18 protein-coding genes and 4 tRNA genes are annotated in these 23,105 nt (G+C 42.6%); 11 read left to right on the top strand and 11 right to left on the bottom strand.

Annotated elements, in window-relative coordinates; genetic code table 11:
• Positions 1-64 precede the first annotated feature (64 nt).
• The 3 genes from R7E51_RS09505 to nirB form a co-directional block, all read right to left on the bottom strand.
• Entirely contained in the window at positions 65-913 is an 849-nt protein-coding gene (locus R7E51_RS09505; RefSeq protein WP_005387971.1) for a formate/nitrite transporter family protein, read from the bottom strand.
• A gap of 194 nt (positions 914-1,107) precedes the next feature.
• Complete coding sequence (gene nirD / locus R7E51_RS09500) at positions 1,108-1,431, bottom strand: nitrite reductase small subunit NirD (RefSeq protein WP_005387969.1); 324 nt, start codon at positions 1,429-1,431, stop codon at positions 1,108-1,110.
• A gap of 13 nt (positions 1,432-1,444) precedes the next feature.
• Positions 1,445-4,009, bottom strand: a complete 2,565-nt coding sequence (gene nirB, locus R7E51_RS09495; protein WP_017820189.1) for a nitrite reductase large subunit NirB — start codon at positions 4,007-4,009, stop codon at positions 1,445-1,447.
• 526 nt (positions 4,010-4,535) lie between these two features.
• Here nirB and rnk point away from each other — a divergent pair.
• From rnk to R7E51_RS09470, 5 genes are all read left to right on the top strand, one after another.
• Complete coding sequence (gene rnk / locus R7E51_RS09490) at positions 4,536-4,943, top strand: nucleoside diphosphate kinase regulator (protein WP_005390213.1); 408 nt, start codon at positions 4,536-4,538, stop codon at positions 4,941-4,943.
• A 238-nt stretch (positions 4,944-5,181) separates the two neighbouring features.
• Positions 5,182-6,141 carry a GGDEF domain-containing protein gene (locus R7E51_RS09485; RefSeq protein ID WP_206957584.1) on the top strand — a complete coding sequence of 320 codons (960 nt, stop codon included), beginning with the start codon at positions 5,182-5,184 and terminating at the stop codon, positions 6,139-6,141.
• A 227-nt stretch (positions 6,142-6,368) separates the two neighbouring features.
• A complete protein-coding gene (locus R7E51_RS09480) occupies positions 6,369-7,355 on the top strand; it encodes an ABC transporter substrate-binding protein (protein WP_005376042.1) in 987 nt (328 codons plus the stop codon).
• Positions 7,356-7,653: 298 nt separating this feature from the next.
• Entirely contained in the window at positions 7,654-8,694 is a 1,041-nt protein-coding gene (locus R7E51_RS09475) for a GGDEF domain-containing protein (protein WP_225455651.1), read from the top strand.
• 235 nt (positions 8,695-8,929) lie between these two features.
• Positions 8,930-9,922, top strand: coding sequence for an LLM class flavin-dependent oxidoreductase (locus R7E51_RS09470; protein ID WP_005376038.1), 993 nt, complete (start codon positions 8,930-8,932; stop codon positions 9,920-9,922).
• Between the two features lie 5 nt (positions 9,923-9,927).
• Here R7E51_RS09470 and R7E51_RS09465 read toward each other — a convergent pair.
• Together R7E51_RS09465 and R7E51_RS09460 are read right to left on the bottom strand one after the other, a co-directional pair.
• Positions 9,928-10,001 (bottom strand) — tRNA-Cys (locus R7E51_RS09465).
• Between the two features lie 36 nt (positions 10,002-10,037).
• Positions 10,038-10,124 (bottom strand) — tRNA-Leu (locus R7E51_RS09460).
• 301 nt (positions 10,125-10,425) lie between these two features.
• Here R7E51_RS09460 and R7E51_RS09455 point away from each other — a divergent pair.
• Positions 10,426-11,355 carry a CHAD domain-containing protein gene (locus R7E51_RS09455; protein WP_021707732.1) on the top strand — a complete coding sequence of 310 codons (930 nt, stop codon included), beginning with the start codon at positions 10,426-10,428 and terminating at the stop codon, positions 11,353-11,355.
• Positions 11,356-11,424: 69 nt separating this feature from the next.
• Complete coding sequence (locus tag R7E51_RS09450) at positions 11,425-12,213, top strand: lipase family protein (RefSeq protein WP_005375991.1); 789 nt, start codon at positions 11,425-11,427, stop codon at positions 12,211-12,213.
• A 74-nt stretch (positions 12,214-12,287) separates the two neighbouring features.
• On the opposite strand, the gene R7E51_RS09445 is transcribed toward R7E51_RS09450, so the two are convergent.
• From R7E51_RS09445 to R7E51_RS09430, 4 genes are all read right to left on the bottom strand, one after another.
• Positions 12,288-12,542 carry a hypothetical protein gene (locus R7E51_RS09445; RefSeq protein ID WP_005375990.1) on the bottom strand — a complete coding sequence of 85 codons (255 nt, stop codon included), beginning with the start codon at positions 12,540-12,542 and terminating at the stop codon, positions 12,288-12,290.
• A 130-nt stretch (positions 12,543-12,672) separates the two neighbouring features.
• A complete protein-coding gene (gene amyS / locus R7E51_RS09440) occupies positions 12,673-14,196 on the bottom strand; it encodes an alpha-amylase (protein ID WP_053303665.1) in 1,524 nt (507 codons plus the stop codon).
• A 307-nt stretch (positions 14,197-14,503) separates the two neighbouring features.
• Positions 14,504-14,577: transfer RNA gene (locus R7E51_RS09435), tRNA-Cys, on the bottom strand.
• A 36-nt stretch (positions 14,578-14,613) separates the two neighbouring features.
• Positions 14,614-14,700: transfer RNA gene (locus R7E51_RS09430), tRNA-Leu, on the bottom strand.
• A gap of 549 nt (positions 14,701-15,249) precedes the next feature.
• On the opposite strand from R7E51_RS09430, the gene R7E51_RS09425 reads away from it, so the two are divergent.
• From R7E51_RS09425 to R7E51_RS09410, 4 genes are all read left to right on the top strand, one after another.
• On the top strand, positions 15,250-16,881 hold the full coding sequence (locus R7E51_RS09425) for a methyl-accepting chemotaxis protein (RefSeq protein WP_005375988.1): 1,632 nt from the start codon (positions 15,250-15,252) through the stop codon (positions 16,879-16,881).
• Positions 16,882-17,082: 201 nt separating this feature from the next.
• The gene (alr, locus tag R7E51_RS09420) at positions 17,083-18,312 is read left to right on the top strand and encodes an alanine racemase (protein ID WP_053303667.1); all 1,230 of its coding nucleotides are present in this window, start codon (positions 17,083-17,085) and stop codon (positions 18,310-18,312) included.
• 311 nt (positions 18,313-18,623) lie between these two features.
• Positions 18,624-19,355: an AzlC family ABC transporter permease gene (locus R7E51_RS09415; protein WP_017820197.1), complete on the top strand. Its 732-nt coding sequence runs from the start codon at positions 18,624-18,626 to the stop codon at positions 19,353-19,355.
• Entirely contained in the window at positions 19,352-19,660 is a 309-nt protein-coding gene (locus R7E51_RS09410; protein WP_017820198.1) for an AzlD family protein, read from the top strand. Before R7E51_RS09415 ends, R7E51_RS09410 begins: the two co-directional genes overlap by 4 nt.
• Positions 19,661-19,801: 141 nt before the next feature.
• Here the strand turns inward: R7E51_RS09410 and dld are convergent, their stop codons facing one another.
• Together dld and R7E51_RS09400 are read right to left on the bottom strand one after the other, a co-directional pair.
• A complete protein-coding gene (dld, locus tag R7E51_RS09405; protein ID WP_206957551.1) occupies positions 19,802-21,508 on the bottom strand; it encodes a D-lactate dehydrogenase in 1,707 nt (568 codons plus the stop codon).
• Between the two features lie 382 nt (positions 21,509-21,890).
• Positions 21,891-22,793: a LysR family transcriptional regulator gene (locus R7E51_RS09400; RefSeq protein ID WP_017820200.1), complete on the bottom strand. Its 903-nt coding sequence runs from the start codon at positions 22,791-22,793 to the stop codon at positions 21,891-21,893.
• Between the last annotated feature and the right edge of the window lie 312 nt (positions 22,794-23,105).

Here is a 23,105-nt window from a genome sequence, read left to right as displayed (position 1 = left end):
TAGTTAGAGAATAGTCCCGCCCATCCAGAAGCGGGACCATATTAAGCGAATTACCCGTTAATGGTTATTTAGCCATTGCAGGTTGCGCTTTTACTTCTTCTTCAGCATTGATAGAAGGCGCAGTTTTAGCGTGAGTTAGGTACAGTGGAATACAAGTCATTACTAGACCACCAACAATGTTACCTAGGATGGTTGGGATAAGGTTGAAGTTCAACCAAGTCGCGATACCAAAATCCGCACCTAGAATCATACCTAGTGGGAATAGGAACATGTTTACTACTGTGTGCTCGAATACTAGAGCGAAGAAGATGAAGATTGGGAACCACATCATTGCTACGCGACCAGATACTGAACGTGCTGTCATGTTGCCGATAACGCCTAGACATACCATTAGGTTACAGAAGATGCCGCGTACGAAACACGTGATCCATCCGTCCATACCCATGTTTTCAAAACCAAGGCTACGTGCGGTAGAAACAGCGACAAATTTCTTCGCTACTGCATTCAGTTCTAGAGAGAAGTTACCTGTTAGAGAGATAGCCACTAGGTAAGCAACGATCAGAGAACCGATAAGGTTACCCAAGCCTACAAGCCCCCAACAACGGAAGATACGACCCCAAGTGATGCCCGGACGGTTAGCAAACTTAGCCAGAGGCGCTAGACCAAAAACACCGGTTACTAGGTCATACCCCATCACACTTAGAATTACGAAACCAACGGGGAAAACAAGTGCTCCTACAAGACCGATACCCGTTTGTACAATCGCGGTAATAGCAACCACCACCGCAAGCGAAAGAATAACGCCAGCCATCGTACCGCGAAGCAGAAGATCTCGCGTGCTTGTATTGGTTTTCGCTTCACCAACATTGATCATGGTTTGCACGAATTCTGCAGGCTTAAAATCAGTAGACATGAATGTGTCCTTATCCAAAATTGAAAGTTAAAAAGTTAAAGATTTAATAGAGAAAGGCTTCCCGTTGACACCTGAACGCTGTCTACAACACCTCGCTTCCCTGTTCCCCTGAGTTGATGCTTGGAAAGCCTTTGTCTATTAAATCTAGGTTTCAGTTCATTCCCTCCCCTAAGAGGAGGGAATGAAAACCAAGCTTACGCAGAGATTTCTACTTCGCCGTTTGTTACGCGGGTTTTGTACGCTTTCACGCTAAAACGCTCGTCTTCCATGCACGCACCTGTTGTCAGGTTAAAGCGTTGCTTCTTAAGTGGGCTAGCCACCCAAAGCTCGCCTTGGTGCTCACAGATCAAACCGCGAGAAAGCACGTTTGATTGGAAGAACGGGTCTGTGTTGCTGATCGCCAGCACTTCTTCTGCTTGTGTTGGGCGGAATACCGCAACTTGCTGACCATCAACCAGTGCACAAACACCCGTGCCCGGTACGATGTCGCTTATTTGGCAAATCTTTTCAAATGACATAATCAACCTTCCCTTATGCTTCAGTGATCGCTACGTGTAGGATGTCGCCTTTCGCTTCAGGGTGTTTTTCCGTGAAGGTTGCTGGGCGGTGCTGTTCACGCTCTTGTACAAACACGACGTTTTCATCGCGCTTGTCAGAGTTGATGAAGTGCGCGAAACGAGTCAGTTGTGATTCGTCGTTGATGGTCGCAGTCCACTCACACTCGTACTCGTCGACAAGCTTCGCTACGTCTGCTTCTAGTTGAGCGTTGATGCCAAGTTTGTCTTCAACAATCACTTCGCGTAGGTAGTCAACGCCACCTTCCATGTTTTCCATCCAAACTGATGTGCGTTGTAGTGGCGCAGCAGTACGGATGTAGAACATCATGAAGCGGTCGATGTACTTGATTAGCGTTTCTTTATCTAGGTCACTTGCAAGTAGGTCTGCGTGACGAGGTTTCATACCACCGTTACCACATACGTACATGTTCCAACCTGCGTCAGTCGCGATAATACCAAGGTCTTTACCTTGTGCTTCCGCACACTCACGAGTACAGCCAGAAACACCGAACTTCATCTTATGAGGTGTACGAATGCCTTTGTAACGGTTCTCGATGTAAGAACCTAGACCAACAGAGTCTTGAACACCGTAACGACACCAAGTAGAGCCCACACATGTCTTCGCCATACGAAGTGCTTTTGCGTACGCTTGACCTGTTTCGAAACCAGCGTCGATAAGCTTGCGCCAGATCTCTGGAAGATCGTCTTTTTGAGCACCAAACAGACCAATACGTTGAGCACCGGTTACTTTGGTGTATAGGTTGTATTCTGCTGCGACGTTCGCTAGTGCACTCAGTGCTTGAGGTGTTACTTCACCACCCGCCATACGTGGGATAACAGAGTAAGTACCGTCTTTTTGGATGTTACCTAGGAAGTTATCGTTCGTGTCGTGCAGCTTAACCAGTTGTGGCTTAAGGATGTGCTCACCCCAGCAAGAAGCCAAGATAGAACCAGCCAGTGGTTTACAAACTTCACAGCCGTAACCTTTACCGTATTTCTCTAGAAGCTCATCAAACGTTTTGATCTCTTCAATACGGATTAGGTGGAACAGCTCTTGGCGTGAGTATGCAAAGTGCTCACACACGTCGTTCTTCACTTCGATACCAGATTTAGCAAGCTCAGCATTTAGAACAGACGTCACTAGGGGAATACAACCACCACAGCCTGTACCCGCGCCCGTCACGGCTTTGATGTCGCCCAATGTGTGGTGACCATCAGCAACCGCTTGTGCGATCTTGCCTTTGGTTACGTCGAAACAAGAGCAGATCACTGCACTTTCTGGTAGAGCATCTGCACCTAGTGCTGGTTTCTCAGCGTCTGCGTGTGCAGGAAGGATCAACGCATCTGGGTGTTCTGGTAGGTCGATTTCGTTCAACATAAGTTGAAGCAGGTCGCCGTAGTCAGACGTATCGCCAACCATAACCGCGCCAAGCAGTTTCTTGTTGTCTTTAGAAACGATAAGACGTTTGTAGACTTCTTGTTCTTCGTTCTGGTAAACGTAACTCTTACAACCTTCAGTACGACCGTTCGCGTCACCGATTGAACCTACTTTTACACCTAGAAGTTTCAGCTTCGCAGACATGTCAGCGCCTTCGAATTTGCTTTCTGTGTTACCTAGTAGGTGATCAACAGCAACTGTCGCCATCTTGTAACCAGGAGCAACAAGGCCGTAGAACATTTCGTTCCAAGACGCACATTCACCGATAGCGTAGATGTTCTCATCAGAAGTCTGACAATGGTCGTTAATAGCAACACCGCCACGAGGTGCCACTTCTAGCTCCATTTGACGTGCTAGTTTGTCTTGTGGACGAATACCTGCAGAGAATACGATGAAGTCTGTTTCTAGCTCTGAACCGTCAGCAAAACGCATAACATTGCGTGCGTTTGTGCCTTCTGCCGCAATCTCAAGCGTATTTTTGCTGGTGTGAACGTTCACGCCCATACGCTCGATCTTTTGACGAAGCTGGTTACCACCAGCCAGGTCAAGTTGCTCAGCCATTAGTTTTGGCGCGAACTCAACAACGTGCGTTTCTACACCCAGTGCTTTCAGTGCGCCTGCTGCTTCAAGGCCTAGCAGACCACCACCGACAACAACGCCTGATTTGCTCTTCTTCGCACACGCTTCGATCGCTTTAAGATCTTCGATAGTACGGTAAACAAAACAGTCTTTGCTTTCGTGACCTTTGATAGGTGGAACAAATGGGAATGAGCCAGTAGCAAGAATCAGCTTGTCGTATTGAACTTCACGGCCAGTGCTTGAGTAAACAATGCGGTTTTCACGGTTGATGTTAATCGCGCGTTCGCCGATCAGCATGTTAATACCGTGTTTCTCGTAGAAGCCTTCTTTTACTAAAGAAAGTTCATCTGCAGTATGGTGAGAAAAGTAAGAGGAAAGGTGCACACGGTCGTATGCGACACGAGGTTCTTCACAGAAAACCGTAATGTCTATATTAGACATATCAGCTTTCTCGACTAAGTCTTCAATATAACGGTGCCCTACCATACCGTTACCGATGACTACTAGCTTCAACTTGCTCATTATAATTCCTAAGGGTTAGGTTCTTATCACAGAGCTCATTGTTAATTGTGAAAGAAAATTAATACATGATGTAAATCAATTACAATTTCAAACTACCCTAAAGGGGTAGATGAACGTATTTATCTGACTATTGCGAAATAAAAAGTAATTTATTAACGGATATTGGTAGTTTTAACAAACTGAGATAACCGAAGCCATGCTAGCAACGGACTATACCGTTTTGCTTTATGAAGTAAGACTGACCATCGAAACCGAGCACACCTACGATAAATCCTGTTTTGCTTCTAAACGACGCACTCACTTGACTTCACCGTTTCAAGGTGATCAGAGAACAATATCTGAAGTGATTGAAAGATTTAGAAAAATCAAGCTTCACAACAAAAATTTTTTACTAGCTAAGTCGCACTATAAAGACTAAAATCGGGTTTAGTTCATATGGAATAGCGTCCATATGATTGATACCGTAATTGACATATAGAGTGCCGTCCCATTTTTGTGAGGCGGCCTTTTATTTGGGAGTCATAAAATGTCAGAAAACAATTCTATCTACATCTCAAGCTTAGATATGAACCGAATCACGGCTTTGTTGGATAAAATGCCAAACATCGCAGCGGAGCTTGTGGAATTAGAAGCAGAGCTCGACCGAGCAACAGTTCTTGAGCCAGAACAAATGCCAGATAACGTGGTCACGATGAACTCGACTGTAGAGTTTAAATTTTCAGGTGAAGATAGAACCATGACAAAGACACTGGTTTACCCTTCTGAACTGAAAAGCAGTGATGATATCTCTATTTTTGCACCCGTAGGCAGCGCACTGATCGGTTTGTCTGTCGGCCAAAAACTTGACTGGCCAATGCCAAATAATCAAGTGAAGACAATTGAAATTGTCGATATCACATACCAACCTGAGCGTTGTGGTGCACTAAACCGCTAACCCTCAGTAGTCCCGGTGCAAAGGCCTCCATTTAAGACTTTGCACCAGGAGAGCCCCTCGCTTACCCCCTATTTCCTTCTTTGTTTTCCAAGCATTTACTTTACTGCTCTTAAGTAACATCACCGATTCTTTATTATTTACCGCATATTCAATATTTATATCTCCAAGCTCAATCATAGAAATTGCAAAGTATTTTTCGTATATTGTCGCTCCGAAAACGACGTAAATTATGCGCAAAATGGAAGAATATCTAACTCTAATTGCCTGCTTAGAAAAAGAAAATGAAGAGCTGAAGCGGAAGAATGCGCGACTACAAGAAAAGTTGAATGCTGCACTCGACAGTAATGGACTGTGTTTGTGGGAGCAGCATATTCCTTCAGGTACTTTGACGATATTCAATATGCAGTGGGGAAAAATGCTAGGTTATCAGCCCCATGAGTTAACCGCGACGGTTGAAACGTGGAAAAACAATCTCCACCCTGAAGATTATGATCTTGCGGTGGGTGCATTTGAAGATCACCTAGCAGGCAAGACCGACCTTTATGAGGTAGTGCATCGCATGATTCATAAAGACGGCAGTGATAGCTGGGTCTACGATCGAGGGCGCATCGTCGAGTATGGTTCTGATGGCGAACCACTACGGATGATGGGTACTCATATCGATATTACAAAAGAAAAGCGTTATGAGCAGCAACTGGCCAAGTTGGCTTCGAGTGATCCATTGACTGGATTGTTAAATAGAAAAGCAATTGAGGAAAACTTTAATCATCAACCTCAAACCGAACCGTCTCAGCAGTCTGCTTTAGTGTTTGTTGATATAGATAATTTTAAAGCAGTTAACGACCAGCTAGGCCATCATACTGGCGACACCCTCCTCATCAATATCGCCAATAGCTTAACAGAGCTTGCGTCAAGCAAGTCTCAAGTTGGACGCATAGGAGGCGATGAATTTGTTATCTTAAACTGGCATTCAAGTCGAGAGGAAATATCCCAACTTTGCAATCAACTCTTAGATTCAATCATTCCAGCGATAAATCAAGACTTACATAAAGTAACGATAGGAATGAGTATCGGTGTTTGTCTCTTTAACAAAGGAAAGCAACCGTTTAATGAAGTGTATCAAAAAGCCGATCACGCAATGTATGAGATAAAGAAAAATGGCAAAAATGGAGTACAATTTTTCAACTTAAAAAGTTGATATCTCTCCATAAATCATCATGTTATGAAATCAGTCATTTGCTACAACTTGAACTAACTAAAGATAAATTCTTTATATCTAAGCCAGTTACCGAAATTACCCCTAGGTACTCATAAATTTGGCACGATACAAATAAATCCCCTCCTCTCCTAGCATCAACCCAATAAGCAACTACACTCATTTAACTGATAGATTAATTACTACTATTATGAAGGGAGTTGTTTTTGATGGATACAAAACAGATTTCTACAGTTATCATAATTTTAGTTCTTTCTGCATTAGTAGTTGCTTATTTAAAGTTAACAACGGTATCAAATGCTATCCACAAACCTACAACAATCGGTATATCTAAGACGCCTCTGTCAGCCCCTTTTATCATTGCAGAGCACATAGGTGCGTTTGAAGAAAACGATTTAAACGTCGAACTTATCATGTGCTTTGGAGGGGTCGAATGTTCAAACCTACTTCTAGAAAACCATGTTAATTACGCCACTTTTTCTGAAAGCGTACTGATGTTTAAAAGCTTTGAATACAAAGATTTAGCATTAATCACTTCTTTTGCATCTTCTACGAATGATATTAAGCTGCTAACTAAAAAGCGGTCTGGCATAGAAAGTATAGATAAATTACCAGGAAAAAAGGTTGGTGTAATAAAAAAGAGCGCTAGCGAATATTACTTAGACTTGTTGCTACAGGTAAATGACATTGATTTAGAAAAAGTAGAAAAAATATCATCAACAACGCAGGTTATTATAAATCATTTAATGCAAGGAAACGTCGATGCAATATCTACTTGGGAGCCATACGGATTTATGGCCAAGAATAGAATAAATGAAGAAGTAAAGAACATAGGAATTATTGGCGTGTATAAACTTTACTTTTTGCTTGTATCAAAAGAAATACACATTGAAAAATCAGATCAAGAAGTAATGAAAATAATAAAGTCACTTCATCACTCAATTAACTGGATGGATAAAAACCCTCATTTAACAATGAAAATACTATCACAAAAACTTAACACAACAGTTGAAGAAATATCTTGGAGTTGGGATGATTATAACTTTCGATTAAATTTAACGAATTCTTTATTATTTACATTACAATCAGAAGCTAATTGGGCATTAAAACAAAACTATGTAGAAGGACAGATTCCAAATTACAGAAAAATATTTAAAGAAAACTATATCAATTCATATTTTGATGGTCTAGATTAAAATGCATCGTTCGTTAAACCACTATTTAGCATCACTATTCAGTCTAAGCGTAATACTATGTATCAGCGTTATAGTATACATAAGCTTCATAAAAATAGAAGATTATAAAGCCAAGAAACAATTAAACCAAATAATGGACATACAAATATCATTAGAGTCATTAAGTAGTTATCTTTGGGCTTACACTCAAAATAGGGGAAAAAACAATTTCACACAATTCATGATTTCTCATAACAAATTAAACGAATTATTATCTCAAAATGAAGATGTTTTATACCTTACTAAAGACCTAAAAAAAATGAATCTCGAACTGTATTTTTTAGTTCAATACGAAAATAATCATTTACTAGACAAAGATCGCCATTATGATTCAGTCGTAAATTATAATAAATCAAATCCTGTCATACAATCCAGAATAAACATTGTATCCCAGGATATGAATAATGAAATAATATATATTTATAAAAAAATACTTAATAATAAGTCTACAAAACTACAAAATTTAAATTATTACACTCAAGCAGGTATTATTTTTATCTCTCTGGTTGTTATGCTATTATGCTTTTATATAAAAATAAAGTTCAAGAGAAGCTTTCAAAGGTTTATAAATGGAATAAAACAATTAAGCAGGTCAAATTTTGACTATAAAATCCCTTCAGAAAATCAATTCACGGAATTTGAAAATCTGTCTTGTTACTTCAATAAAATGGCGGCATTGTTAAACCACACAACAATATCAAAATCAAAACTTAAAGAAGAAGTAGAGAATCAAACTTCAGTTCTAAATCGTCAAAAAGAAAGTTTGGTATTTTTGTCTGAGCACGACTCCTTAACTAATATCTACAATCGTCGAGCAATAGAAAAACATTTGATCCAGCTTACGCGTAATTTCAGAGGCAGTGAGAATAGTTTTAGTTTGTTTTTTATAGATTTAAATTTATTTAAGGATATTAACGATAGCCATGGCCATGAGGCAGGTGATGCAGTGTTAAAATCTGTAGCTAGTAGATTATCAAGTATTATCGACGAATCAGACATGGTAGGCCGCTTTGGTGGAGATGAATTTATTATTATTCATCGTTCACACACAACAGGTACGTCTCTGTCTGCATGTGCACTACGCTATATCCAAGAAATAGAAAAAGTAATTCATTTTAAAGGTAAAGAGTTATGCGTCGGAGCTAGCATTGGTATTGCACTCTATCCTGAGCATGGGTCGAATGTACATGAATTATTAACAGCGGCAGACAAGTCTATGTATCAGTCAAAACGTTCTAAAGCTAGCTCGTTCACTATTGTCGACAACAGCAGTTCGCTGTTAAAGAGGCCTATGTTTTAATCTAAAGTAGCTGTGGAAACGTTCTACATGCGAATATTCAACGACATCGACCACTGTGGCCACTTACAGTAATAAAGCCGCTTTTATCACATAGCAAAAGCTAAACTCGTAAGCTAAACGCTCTCCAGGCATTGAAGAAAAATAATCCATTGTGAATGGTTAATCCTCCCCTTTTAAACGTCAACTTTCACCACCATATGATAGTTAAGATTCATTAACAGGCTATAACTATCCTATGTCTTTTCCTCGTTTATCTGTTCTGGATTTGGCACCCGTGTCCGACGGAACAAACTTCACCGAAACGTTCGAACGCTCCGTTGAATTAGCTCAATCAATCGAGTCCTGGGGCTATCATCGGTTTTGGATGGCTGAACACCATAACATGCCCGACATCGCCAGTGCCGCAACCAGTGTATTACTCAGTCATATTGGAGCGCACACGAACTCGATCCGTTTAGGATCAGGTGGAATCATGTTACCTAACCATGCACCACTAGTTATTGCAGAGCAATTCGGAACGTTAGAGGCATTATACCCTGGTCGTATTGACCTCGGATTAGGACGCGCACCAGGCACCGACTACCAAACAATGCATGCATTAAGGCGGGAACCAGAGCATATGGATCCTGACTTTGAAGAGCTGTTGGAGGAACTTAATTTCTTTCTTGGTCCCGTATCTCGAAATCAACCAGTCGCGGCTTATCCAGGTAACAACACATCTCTGCCGATTTGGCTTCTGGGGTCGAGTACATACAGCGCACGTTTAGCAGCTAAGAGAGGCTTACCTTTCGCATTTGCTGCACACTTTGCTCCAGATGCAATGTCTCGTGCTCTAAACTTTTATCGAGATGAGTTTGTCCCATCCGAGCATTTAGCTCAACCCTATGTGATGATTTGTGCCAACGTTATCGTAGCGGATACTCAGTCACATGCAGATTTTCTCGCAACAACAGAGAAGCAAAAATTCTTAAAAATGATTCGCGGCAATCGCGAAAAACTTCGCGCACCAGTGAAAAGTATGGCACCACTATGGTCAGCACAGGAAAAGCTTCACGTTGAAACTCAATTACGTGAATCTATCCATGGTGATCAAACATATGTAAGACAGAAAATTGAGAAACTTTTGGAACGCACTGGGGCAGATGAAATTATGGTAAACACGATGGTGTTTGAACAATCTGAGAAGTTGAGATCCTACAGGTTACTATCGGAACTCATGGACAAGTAAAAGAATGGAGGCGCCTCCCGGAGTCGAACCGAGGTCCACGGATTTGCAATCCGCTGCATAGCCACTCTGCCAAGGCGCCTTTCTGATTTTTTATCTCTGTCACCAAAGATTTTGATGGTGCCCCGGGCCGGACTTGAACCGGCACAGCGCGAACGCCGAGGGATTTTAAATCCCTTGTGTCTACCAATTCCACCACCAGGGCAACGCAATCATGCGATGGGTTAGACACCATCTATCTCGCGACCTTTGCCGTGAGAACGAGGCGTACTTTAACGGATTAATTTATCTGGTCAACAAAAAATTAGTCTTTTTTATTCAAATGGTTAAAAAGACGACTCTAACGAACAAAGGGCGATCATTTTGCTTATTTGATCATCAATACGCTTTGCTTTCGTGCCTTTTAACCTTCTCATTTTATATCAATGAAGAGCCAACAAATCGCGCAAGTTAACAGTATGGGTATAAACTTAACGTGTATTTCAGAGAACAAAATAGCGCTCATCATGTTTCGAAAACCATCATTTCACTTACCCTTACATGCCGACTCCGAACTCGACTTCGTAGTGCCCCACTTCTTCCTTACTGAATTTGATTATGCACGCTCTCTGGAGCAGGGAGTCATCGACGACTTGGATCCTGAATATACACACCAATATCGCGTCACACTGAGGCGCATACGCTCACTATGCTCACTACTTCGCGAACTGATCCCTCCTTTTGAACAGCGTATTTTGAAACCTCATTTAAGAATAATGATGAAGAAAACAAATAAGCTGCGTGATTTGGACGTATTTATCTTGGACAAAAACCAATACATTGAAATGCTCCCAAATCACAAATCGTCTCTTGAGCAACTTTTTTGCTTTATAGAATCTGAACGTGCTTACGAACAAGCAAAAGTTACGCGTTGGCTAGATACACAAGAATACACAACGCACTGCACTTTGATCAGGAATAGTATGTTGCGAAGTACGCAACACGAACCAGTGGATAGCAACGTACCTGCGTTACTTTTCGCAAGCCAAAAAATCTCCGTTCAATTTAAAAAAGTTGATAAAGCACGACGCAAAATCTCGGACAAAAGTCGTGACAGCGTGATTCATTCGATGCGGATAAAGTGCAAAGCGCTTCGTTATTTGTTAGAAGGATTTTCCACGCTCTATCCTTCCCAACAGCACAAAAACAACGTGAAACAACTAAAACTATTGCAAGACAAGCTCGGTGACTTTAACGACACTTCAAGTCAAATTGAATTTTTCGCACAACTCAAAGAAACAGCAAATCTCAATAAACAAGATCGTAAGGCTTTGAAAAAGCTAATTAACGTGCTTAGCGAACATCATGAACTCTCTCGCCAAACCATCTTGACGCATTTAAGCCAGTTTGAGTCTTTCATTCGCGATTCCAATACACAAAATCTCTACCGACCCTAAATCAAGGTTCACGTATTCTTAATATTCATTAATTACAGTCAATCGTTGGGCTCCATTAAGAAAGATAACGTGAAACCATTAAAACGATACCAATACGAGCGCTATGCGGTGCTTTGTAATCTCGCCTACCCTCGCGTCTTCAGACAAACTCAATATGGATTCGATCCTAATGGGCAACGAGTCATTAGAAATGAACACGGTAAGATTATGATTCGCGTGCTCTGGAGTAAAAAACAGAGTGAAGTGGTCGTAGTGATTAAAGGCTCACACAGTATCAGTGATTGGTTGTTGAACTTCGCGATGTGGACGAGAAGCTGTCGAAGGTTGGGACTAAACTATCGCATTCACGCGGGTTTCTATCATCTGTTGTTCCAAGAAAGTTTACCGAGCCGGAATGAAGATCGGTTAGGGTTGACCGTGATCGAACGCCTCGAAGGTATCGTTGTACCACTTATTCTCAGGGGAAAAAGAATCACTATTACTGGCCACTCTTCAGGTGGCGCGATTGGCAGTGTTTTTGCTGACTATATTGAGAAAAAATACCCCAAAAGCATTAAACGCGTGGTCACTTTCGGACAGCCCGCTGTCGGAGATTGGACGTTTAAGAAACGCTACCGTTTGGGGCACAAAACATACAGGATTTGTTGCGACATCGACATCGTGACCTTTATGCCGCCCGTACCTTTTTTGTATTGGCATGTAGGCAAAATGCTATGGTTATATAACGGGAGAATATACGAGAACACCCCAACGCTCATACGGCTTGGGCGCTCCTTATTTAGTTGGTTAATGCGACCGTTCTCTTATCACTTTATGAGTAAATACATTCGCGACAAAGACTTTTTTGATGAACGCTGAGTTAAACATCCGAAAGGTATGACGTACAGACACCAAAAAGCCGGACTTCGCCGGCTTTACGATTAAGTGGTGATCTACAGAGAGGCGATTTCTTTTTCAAGTTGATATTTGTTATCTGTGACAATTCGCTCTAACACTTCAACACGTCGCTTCAAGTCACCAATTTGCTTGTTAAGGTTATCTTGTTCTTCTCGGCTCATCGTATTACGTTCAGATATCTCCAACGCTCTTACTTCTTTACGATGGTTCAAGATTAACTTTATTATCCCGCCCCCAAATATGGCACCGAACACAATAGCCACAACCAATACATCAGCAATAGATTCCATTCTTTATCTTCCTCTAGATTATGCTCAACTATAAGTTACTCATTTGTCGAATGAATATCAAATAACACATTGATTCATTGAAGAGTTTTATCAAGAATTGCCTACTCTGTATCAAAATCACAGGAATGGATTATTCAACGCCAACCCAAACCGAGACAGATCCGCCGTTTACTGGGAACTCAGCCCAACCATTCGCATCAGTCCAAACTTCTTCAGTTCGGAGACCCAACTTGTCTACGTAGCGAGCACTTGGTTTACCCGTATACATCCACTTCGAGCCGCCAGGTCCATCACTCATGATCACGGCCATTGAATGTGGATGCTTTGCATCACCTTCTCGAGTCCAACCAATTACGTCCCAGTGGTCGAGATAAGAATGTTGTTTGCCATACGCATAATCTTTACGCAGTGTTACTAGCTCTTCAATGTAAGGCACTTTGACCATATTGATGTCATGCCCTTTATCACTGTACTGCGCGCCGTAGTAATCTGCATAAAACACGGATGGATAGCCTTCTTCACGCAATAAGATAAACGCGTAAGCGAGCGGCTTAAACCACCAATCAACCGTCGACTCCAAAGCCTGCAAAGGTTGAGTGTCATGGTTTTCTACTAAGGTTACCGCTTTGACTGAATTGTCCTTCATCAGCGTACCATCCATGATTTGACGCATATCGTAGCTACCACCCGATTTAGACGCATTGTAGAAGTTCATATGTAACGGTGCGTCGAATAGAGACATGCTGCCAGAAGTTTTGGTGATAAAGTTATGCAACTGATTAACATCGTAGTTCCAGTACTCTCCGACCGTGAATAGTTCTTTCCCTGTTTTCCAACGTAGGTGATCAATCCATTCTTGCAGGTATTGATATTTGATGTGCTTCACCGCGTCCATTCTAAACCCATCCACACCCGTCATGTTGATATACCACTCGCCCCAGTCTTTCAGCTCTTGCTTCACTTCAGGGTGATCCATGTCTAGATCAGCGTACATAAGGTAATCGTAGTTGCCTTTTTCCGAGCTAACTTCCCAATCCCATGCCTTACCCTCACCTTTGAATTTGAAGATAGCTTTTTCTTCGCCAGCATCGTCCCAATCCACGCCATCAAAGTGGTACCACGTCCAATGAAAGTTTGAGTACTTGTCGTTGCGCCCAGGGAAATCAAACTCTACCCACGCTTCAATCCATTTATCACCAAGTTCAATATTTCGGTTGTTCCAATCTACTCGCTTGGTATCAACCCAAGACTTTCCATCCGCACCACCGCGATGGTTGAACACCACATCGCCATAAATCTGGATATTGTTTTTATGGGCAGCATTGATGGCGCTTAGGTACTGATCTTTGGTGCCATACTTGGTGCGCACCGAACCTTTTTGATCAAACTCTCCCAAATCGTACATATCATAAACGCCATAACCGACGTCGTTGCTACCACCAGCACCTTTATAGGCGGGTGGTAACCATAACGCAGTAAAGCCGTTATCAGATAGTGCCGACGCGTTGTTTTCAACTTGTGTCCAGAGTGCACCGTCATTTGGCACATACCAATGGAAATACTGCATCATGGTGCCATTTTGTGCCGCCATTACAGGCGAACTGAGCAGCAAAGTTAAGGGTAAAAGTGTAGGTTTAAGGTTGAATGTTTTCATTATTTTTCTCTCACGTTAAGGACTAGAATCCTCCTTTCTGCATATACGCACCAAGCGATACTAACTATGACGCTAGCTAGGTTGCTGCCTGTAATACAAAAAGTTCGGATTACAATCGAAGAGAAACTATCACCAATCACACTATACAATTATTGAGTTGTCTAACATTTATAAAATCAATGATTAGCGCATTAAAAATATTGAATGGTGATCAAAACATGGGAGACTTTAGGAAAGCGCGAAGGGTTACGAAAAGGCGGACTAAAAACGAAAAAAGCCAGTCATTTAAGACTGGCTTTCGAAATAGTGGAGGCGCCTCCCGGAGTCGAACCGAGGTCCACGGATTTGCAATCCGCTGCATAGCCACTCTGCCAAGGCGCCTTTCTGATTTTTTATCTCTGTCACCAAAGATTTTGATGGTGCCCCGGGCCGGACTTGAACCGGCACAGCGCGAACGCCGAGGGATTTTAAATCCCTTGTGTCTACCAATTCCACCACCAGGGCAACGCAATCATGCGATGGGTTAGACACCATCTATCTCAGCGACCTTTGCCGTGAGAACGAGGCGTACTTTAACGGATTAATTTATCTGGTCAACAATAAATTTTATCTTTTTGATTTAAGTGCTTAAAAAGCGATCTGCCTAGTATATTTGGCATTCAATTAGACCAATAAGCACCCGTTCCCTTTCATTAGCTATAAAGTCATACGCATACTAGTGCCCGACACTGCTTCGAGGTAAACACGCGACTATCAGCTATGAACGCTGATCTTTTCACCGCTGTAACATCTGTAACAATTTGATTCCCTACTCTTGGCACGACTGCGTACAGAACATCATATTTTGTTACCGATAACTTTATATCGAATGTGGTCGTACCTTTATAAAATCATTGACTTTTTTTATTTTCAAATAAAGCTCAATTCATTATCGAAAATATCAATAAATAATGGTACGTTACACGAGTTGCAGTAATTTAATGGACATATATCACATATAAGGATGTGGTTTACTTTGGCGACACAACATAAGAAAAACAAGGTATATCACTAATGTCTATCAAGAATCTTTCTATAGCGAAAAAGATATCGCTATCGTTTTTACTCATTGCCATCGTCAACATTGCATTTGGCGTATTTTTATCTACAGAGCTCAAAAGCATCAAATCTGAGCTTTTAAACTATACCGACGATACGCTTCCTGCAATGGAAAGGGTCGATTCGATTCGAGATCACTTGTCTCGCTGGCGCCGAGCTCAATTTGCTGCGTACACTTATGAAGACGCAGACCAAGTCAAAACTAAAATTTCTAACAATATTAGAGAACGCGAAAAGATCACTAGAGAGCTCAACGCTTACGGTGAAACTATCTGGCCTGGCGAAGAGCAGCAAACTTACCAGCGTCTTATGCGTCAGTGGAAAAAGTACTTGGTTACTATGGACCAGTACAATGAAGCGATGCTAGCTAACGACAAAAGCAAGGCCCACCCTATTTTGGCGAACTCTTTGTCTGCTTTCGAAGCGGTTGACTCAGAGTTAGGCGAACTAATCCGTCTCCTTAAAGAAGCTATGGACAGCAACAAAACTCATATCCTGTCCTCTGTAAATGGATTGAGTAATTCTTCAATTGCAAGTAACGTGATTATTCTACTGATCATGGTAGGCATGACATACGTGCTGACTCGCCTAATTTGTGGCCCACTTAAACTTGTTGTTGAGCAAGCAAATGCCATCGCAACAGGTGATCTATCAAGTGACATTGACCGTAAAGCAATCGGCAATGATGAGCTTGGTGAACTGGCAGACGCGACCACTAAGATGCAAGATGACTTACGCCAAGTTATCGATAACGTGATTGCTGCAGTTACTCAGTTAAGCAGCGCTGTCGAAGAGATGAACCAAATCTCCGATATTTCTGCGTCTGGTATGAAAGATCAACAGCTGCAAATTACGCACATCGCAACAGCAATGACAGAAATGAAAGCGGCCGTAGCCGATGTTGCTCGTAACACTGAAGACTCAGCGAACCAAGCTAACGAAGCAAACCGCCGCACACAACACGGTGTTCGTGAAACCCAAGGTATGGTTGACGCGATTCAAGAAGTTTCAAACGTAATTGGCGCTGCAGGCGATACCGTAGCTGAGCTTGAACAGCAATCGAATAAAATTAACGTGATCGTGGATGTTATCCGCGACATCGCCGATCAAACCAACCTACTTGCACTTAATGCAGCCATTGAAGCGGCGCGTGCTGGTGAGTCTGGTCGTGGCTTTGCCGTCGTTGCAGACGAAGTTCGAACTCTTGCTGGCCGTACGCAAGATTCAACGAGTGAAATCACTTCGATCATTGAGCAGCTACAATCACTTGCAAAAGACGCAAAATCAGCCACTGAACTTTCTAGAACCAGTATCTCAGAATGTGCAGAACAAGGCATTCAATCAAAACAGCTGATGAGCGACATTGAGCATTCGATTTCGGACATCTCAGACATGGGTACCCAAATCGCCACGGCTTGTAACCAGCAAGACTCTGTTGCGGAAGAGCTTAACCGCAGCATTGAAAACATACATTTAGCATCTCAAGAGGTCTCGCAAGGCTCGGAGCAAACCGCACAGGCGTGCCGCGAACTAAGCCAACTATCCATTTCTCTTAAAGATGTAATGAGCCGCTTTAAACTGAGTTAAACTCAGTGGGTACCTTAGTAGATATCAAATCAATCCCGATTTGCTTAAATTGAATGTCATCACTGAGGTATATTTAGGTATATATTAAATCACTATCTTAATAAACGCTCCAAAGCACCACTTGGAGCGTTTTACTTCGTCAGGTACTTTCCCCAAGTACTCAATAACATAACCAATACAAAAAACGCGTACGGAGACTTTATGCGCTTAAATAAAACCTTACTATCACTGACTATCGCTGCTGCAATCGCGGTTCCTGTAATGCAAGCTACTGCTGCTCCTCTTCAAATTAGCAATACAGCAGCAAAAGCAGAGCAAGTTCAAGGTGCTAACGCTTGGCTAGAAATAAACTTAGGTCAGTTCCGCGATAATATTGAGCAGTTTAAATCGCACATGGATGGCAAAACGAAAATTTGTGCCGTGATGAAAGCCGACGCATACGGCAATGGTATCGCAGGCCTGATGCCGACTATTATCGAGCAACAAATTCCTTGCGTTGCCGTTGCAAGTAACGCCGAAGCACAAACTGTTCGCGACAGTGGCTTTAAAGGCCAACTTATGCGTGTACGCTCAGCGGATATTGGCGAGATTGAAGCCGCAATCAACCTAAATGTCGAAGAGTTGATAGGCACAGCAGAGCAAGCTAAAGCACTGTCTAAACTAGCCGAGAAAGCTGGTAAAGAAATCAAAGTTCACCTTGCTCTGAACGACGGTGGTATGGGACGTAATGGTGTTGATATGACGACAGAAGCGGGCAAGAAAGAAGCGCTAAAAATCGCTCAACAAGCTGGCGTAAATATTGTTGGTATCATGACTCATTTCCCTAACTACAATGCAGACGACGTGCGCCAAAAGTTAGCTTCATTCAAAGACAGTTCTGCATGGCTGATTAAAGAAGCGAATCTAAAACGCGACAACATTTTACTGCACGTAGCAAACTCTTACACCGCGCTTAATGTTCCTGAGGCGCAGCTTGATATGGTTCGTCCTGGTGGCGTTTTATACGGAGACTTACCAACTAACCCTGAGTACCCTTCTATCGTGTCTTTCAAAACACGCGTGGCATCCGTTCACCACCTGCCAAAAAATAGCACAGTCGGTTACGACAGCAGCTACACAACAAGCAAAGAAAGCTTAATGGCGAACATTCCTGTTGGTTACTCTGATGGTTATCCACGAAAAATGGGGAATACGGCAGAAGTTCTGATCAATGGCCAACGTGCAAAAGTTGCGGGCGTTGCTTCAATGAACACTACTATGGTAGATGTTACAGGTATCAAAGATGTTGAGCCTGGTTCTGAAGTTGTTTTGTTTGGCTCCCAACAAGGCAAAACGATTTCAGCTACTGAGATGGAAAAACACGCAGAAGTCATCTTCCCTGAACTATACACGGTTTGGGGAAGCGCGAACCCTCGTGTCTACGTAAAATAAACCTATTCAGTTATTCGTAACAGAGCGAAAAAGCGAGCCTCGTGCTCGCTTTCTTTCTTATTTACTAATCTGTACTAGCTCGTGATGTTATCAATTAAACAGAGCTTACTATTTCTGTTGTTTTATTCTCCTTTAGCACTACCAAGCGCGACTCTCTACACTCTGTTTCTTAAAGCCGCTTGGATGGCTCAATTTTATATAGCACTTAGAGTTTGAAAGCCCCTCCAATTGATGTTAAACATGAAGTTTACAAAAGAATAACAAACACACTCGTATGGCACTGCCCCTTTGCCTGCTAGCTAGGTATCTCTATGACAGAAAATACTCAACATCTTCAACGCTCCTCCACTGAGTTGCACGAATTTAATCGGCTTGACGTCTGGAACGGCTTCACCCAACTTTTACCCCTCTCTATGTTCGTGGTCATATTTGGCCTCGCTTTCGGTGTTGCTGCGGTACAGACTGGACTAGATGTATTTCCCACTATGTTGATGAGCACACTGGTCTTCGCCGGTGCTTCACAATTTGCCACGTTAGAAATGTGGGGAGCAGAAGTCCCTCTCATTCCAGTTCTTATTACTGTATTTGCTATTAATGCTCGTCACCTCTTGATGGGAGCTACACTTTATCCATGGTTACGACAACTCCCACCAACAAAACGTTACGGTGTAATGCTGGTAGCATCAGACGCTAACTGGGCAATGGCACTCAATGCATTTGGTAGAAAAGAACCAGGCTTTGGCTTGCTTGTTGGTGGCGGCTTAGCGATGTGGTCTTTTTGGATTGTGGGCACCTGGATCGGCATTTATTTTGGTAGCGCAATCAAAGATCCGGTGGGCCTAGGGCTCGATATGGTTATGGGATGCTTCCTGCTGTCTATGGTGGTGGCCGGGCCGAAAGACTTAAGAATCTTTGCTATTTGGGCCATAGCAGCAGCCTCTTCTATGTTGGCGTATTGGTATTTGCCAGAGAATAGCCACGTAGTGGTTGGCGCCATTACTGGCGGAGTCTTGGGTGCTTGTTGGAAGGAGAAGAAAGCATGAACATCGAAACAACCTTAGGTGGCACACTGCTTATCATTATCGCTATGGCGTTAGTCACGCTCATAACCCGCTGGGGCGGAGTGTATGTTATGTCATTCATTCCAATTAGCGAACGGGTTCAACGTTTCATTACTGCGATGTCAGGCTCCGTATTGGTTGCCCTTTTAGCTCCGCTAGCAGTAGAGGGTGATAACGGTGCTAGAGCAGCACTGTTTTCTACTGCCGTTGTCATGTTCATCGTGAAAAAGCCTCTACCCGCAATCGCAGCAGGCATCATCGCCGCCGCTGCAGTACGTGCTCTTTAGTCGCTGTTTCAACGCCGATACCAGTCATCAATAAAAAGACCCAAAACACAAAGCCCTGATGTCACGAGTGTCATCAGGGCTTATCTTATGCTCATCATTTTAACGATGAACAACGATTATTAATCATGGTGAGACAGCACATCACGCACAGCAGTTACAATTGCGCTTATATTTGTCCATTTTACCAATACCAGGGTTAAAGGTATTGGTTGGGTCTAATTCGTGGTAAAACTTCTGCAACGAGTTTTCGGCTTCATACAAGTGACCCACGTTATGTTCTGCTGGGTATTTGGCACCACGGCTATTGAGGTGCTCTAGCATCAGCTTTTTCATCAACTTCGTGTCAGTCCCTTTTTTGAAAATGTAATCTTGATGGAAGACGTAACACACAAAGTGACCATAATAGAGCGCTTGAACAAGGTTCTTACTCACCTCTTCAGGCAAAGTTTCTAGCCACTCTTCATCATTACGTCGCAATGCAATATCAAGTGCAACGATGTCTTCTACGTCTTTTCGGTGAATCGTCTCGTAACGAATTGCTGCACCTGCTGCTGCAAAGCGATGTAAATAAGCTTTTTTACCTTCTTCCGGCGTACACTCGAAGAAATCACAGTCGTCTTCAACAGCCCAAACTTCTTTGAGGTATTTTTGTGCTTCAGCAATACCACCATCACTCATTTTCAATACCAGGTGATGCTCATACTTGTCACGGAAATCCAGCATTCGCTCTGGTAAATGTTGTGGGAACAACTTGCTCGCGTAGTACAGAATGGTGTCTGGCAGATATTTACTGACAAACGGGATGCGCTCTAAGAAGTTTTCTACCTTAGCTTTAAGTGCGAACATTTTTGGCAGCTTATCTGTGCCTAACAAATCGATTGATAAGAACACATCCTTGCCGTACTTCTCTGCCATGTTGAAGATATCTCGATGCAAGTATTCTCCCATCTCAGGCAAGTCATCAAACGTAGATAAGAAGTCTTTTCGCAACTTCGTTAGTTTCGCAGGGTCATTGGTGCCAAGGTAAAAAACCTGCTCTTTTTCGGGTACTGGGTAGCTGTCAACCCGAACGGCAAAAACACCCAACTTGCCAGCACAGCCACTGGCTTCAAATAATCGGCGTTCATCGGCATTAAAGCGAGAAGGAATGTCAGAAGTCACGTCTCGAACACGTTCATCGTATTCTTTGTCTGATGCCATTCGCTCATCATGAATGATCTTCGCTGGGTCAAAGTTCCCTTCTTGCAGGTTTGTTAGAATTTCTTCTGGCGTTTCACCTAATCCTTCAATACCAAGGTGGTTCACCAAATGTAACTGGCCTTGCTTATCCACCTGCGCATAGATCGCCAGTTCCGTATAAGCAGGACCACGCTTAACTAGCGCACCGCCTGAGTTATTAGCGATACCACCAACCACAGTGGCACCTAGGGATGAAGAGCCGATGATAGAATGCGGTGCTCGGTTCACTGCCTTCAACTCTTTCTCCAAAGAGTGTAAGCTCGCACCAGGCAAGCAAACCGCCTGCTTACCACCATCTAATAAGTGAATCTTCTTGATTTTGGTAATATTGACCACAACCACATCGCGATCATAATCATTACCACTCGGAGCCGAGCCCTCTGTTAAACCTGTTTTAGCCGCCTGCATGATAATGATGCAGTTTGCTTCAACACACTGTTTAATAATCTTCCATTGTTCTAGAAGAGTGTTAGGAAACACGATAGCAAGCGCATTACCACTACCCGAACGAAACCCCGAGCGGTAATATTTCGTTTTAACCTCGTCGGTTAGAACATTTTCTTCCCCAACGATGGTTTTAAATTCTTCAATCAGCTGCTTTTGTTTCATATCCGTATCTCTAGTTATTGTACTTCGCTCACAACACCGCTTAGCGGCAGGCATAGCGTTTGAGCCACTATAAGCAGTCCATTTCTCTGCGTCTATGTCAGACGGGCGAGCAATACGTAATCAATAAACAACAAACAAAATAATTCTTTATTTTTCTGTCACTTATCTTTCACATTTGAGAAATTTAACGTAAGAAACAGACCGTTTCTTAAAAGAAACAATAGCAAAACCATTTGTTAACAGTTGTGCGGGGTATCTCGTTATCAATATTAGTGAAGAAAACGAGGAGAAGCGTAAGCCCCTAAATTTAAGAGGATTCTTAGAAATGAAGATGGAAACATAAGCTCAACACCAATATAACGATCGGTGTTGAGTTATTGGCTTAAAATCGATGGTTTTGACTTTGAAAGCTTGAGTATAGATGATCGATAAAAATCTTAATTTTTTCTGGTTGCTGACGAGTGTAGGGATACACCGCATAAATACCCAAACATTTGGCTGTTTCGTCTTTAAATAACTGAATCAGACTGCCTTGTTTTAAGTCTTCATAAACCAATACACGCGGTACATAGATGATTCCCAGCCCTAACAGCGCTACATTTCTCAATACAGAAGAATTGTTGGTACAGAGGTTACCGTCGACGGTGATTTGATATACCTCGTCTCCATCTTTAAACGCCCACTCATGCGCTCCGGTTTCTTGGTAGGAATAGACTAAACAATTGTGTTTAGCCAAGGCTTGAGGTTGTTTAGGTATGCCATGTTTAGCTAGGTATTGGGGTGACGCGCAAATGATCCAATTCGCATCCACCAGCTTTCTTGCAATCAGACTAGAATCTGGCAACACACCCGTTCTAATTGCCAAATCAAAACGTTCATTCATGATATCGACGAAACGATTATCTAGATCCATATCGATATTGATGTCTGGGTATTTCTGATTAAATTCATTAATCACTTGAGGAAGAATTAATTCACCAGAGATAGTAGGCACCGAAATTTTAATGTGTCCAGATAAGTTTTTACCTAAACCCACAATGGATTCTTCCGCCGTTGCCACTGCTTGATAAACCGCTTTTGCATGAGTAAAAAACGCTCGTCCTGCTTCAGTCAACGTTAGCGTTCGCGTTGTTCGGTAGAGAAGCTGTACACCAAGCTCTTGTTCAAGCTTGGCAATGCGTTTACTGACGACCGATTTAGTCAGTGACATATGTCTAGCGGCAGCACTGAATGAACCTTGCTCGATCAAGTGATAGAAAATGATGTAATCGTCGGTATTTCTCATGCGTCTTCGTCAAATCCTTTGGAAGCCCGTATTGTAAACTGAAATTGGCTGAGGTGCGAAGCATCGGGTCACACTTAATATCAGAAACTCGTGACAGAGATGGGGTTGCTAAGCTCACAGGTAATGAAAAAGAGATGGTGTGAATTTATCAGTCTTCAGATACAAAAAAACCAGCTTTCGCTGGTTTTAAGTTGATGCACTTGGCATCGAGATACCGCCATGGCCATATCTGAATAATTTGGAGCGACACACGAGGTTCGAACTCGTGACCTCAACCTTGGCAAGGTTGCGCTCTACCAACTGAGCTAGTGT

This window comes from Vibrio sp. Vb1166 (assembly GCF_033338695.1).
GTDB lineage: Bacteria > Pseudomonadota > Gammaproteobacteria > Enterobacterales > Vibrionaceae > Vibrio > Vibrio alginolyticus.
Note: the sequence above shows the minus strand (reverse complement) of the source record. Positions and strands in the feature narration are given on the sequence as shown.